Genomic DNA, 1,093 nt, shown 5'->3' with positions numbered 1-1,093 from the left:
GATCCAGGGAGCGTTCCCGCCGTATCAGGAGATAAACACCCATGAGCACGATCGGTGAACTCGAACGCAGAGCCGGTATCGGCAGTTCGCCCCAGGAGCGGACCGCATTCTGGATCAGGTTTCATCATCTCAATGGGGCAGAATGCCTGAAGGCCGGCGTGGCGGAACCCAACAGGTTGATCGCCGAACGGGAGGCTGTGTCGGCGACGGCGAGCAGCGGGCCGCGGCCCAAACCGGCAAAGCTGCGGCCGCTTGATCCCGAGGAGCGACAGGCGCTGCAGGCCTATGCCGCAAAGCACGGCCGACGCTGGAAAATCATCCTCAACCGCGTCTGGATGGGCGAGCCGCCCCACGACGATGCCGGCACGCTCCGTCGCCTGCGCAATTCTCACGGACCCTCCTGGCCGCAATCCTATCGCCTGCCGAAAGCGGGGGCGCCGGATAGCGGCGGTGCTGTCACGCTGCCAGACGCGGCCGAGGGCGGGGATGGCGAGAAGCAGCGTTCTCTCGCGGTCATTTCCTTTCAGCAGCCTGGATGACCGAGCCGGGCCGGTTTGTCCTTCGGTTGTGCTGCGGTCTGAACCGGCGGCCGTTCGCTTCAAGGCCGCTATCGCGCCGCGGGGCGGCCGGATCCCGCCGTCCGTCGCAGAGCAGATCCGCGGGGCTTCGCCAAGGGCATGTGCCCTGCTTGCCCGCAGATCGGCTCCGCTTGTCCTGGCCAGGCCCGGACCCTGAAGCGCCCGTCTTCCGCTGGTTCGGGTCGACCGCACCGAAGGGCAAGCCGGCACGAGCCGGAACCGCTTCGGATGTTGAAAGGAAGAAAAAATGTCCAAGCCCGCCACTCCTCGCCAACCCGCCCGCCCAACAGCGCGCATTGTCCAGCTCCGCAAGGGCGCCACCCTCGAAATGGTCCGGCTCACCTGCCCCGACAGCGCCCAGGCGCTGAAGATCGCCGAGAGTTTCGGGACCGCAATTGTCGACAGCGACGGCATCCGCGATCTCCATGAGCGGCTGATCTCCGAGACGGCGAGCGGCTTGAGCGAAGGTCTTGGCGAACGGGCCATGCAGATCCACCTGCAGCGGATCGTCGGCG

Annotated in this window: 1 protein-coding gene and 1 pseudogene; both read left to right on the top strand. The window is 66.6% G+C overall.

Translation table 11 applies throughout. The annotated features are described in order from the left end of the window. Positions 1-41: 41 nt before the first annotated feature. Positions 42-539, top strand: a complete 498-nt coding sequence (locus EN780_RS39235; RefSeq protein ID WP_245500222.1) for a hypothetical protein — start codon at positions 42-44, stop codon at positions 537-539. Positions 540-825: 286 nt separating this feature from the next. After that, a pseudogene (locus EN780_RS34835) lies at positions 826-1,093 on the top strand (hypothetical protein); the annotation flags it as partial.

Source organism: Mesorhizobium sp. M4B.F.Ca.ET.089.01.1.1 (assembly GCF_004022605.1).
Lineage (GTDB): Bacteria > Pseudomonadota > Alphaproteobacteria > Rhizobiales > Rhizobiaceae > Mesorhizobium > Mesorhizobium abyssinicae.
The sequence above is the reverse complement of the archived record's forward strand: the minus strand, read 5'-3'. Positions and strand labels throughout refer to the sequence as shown.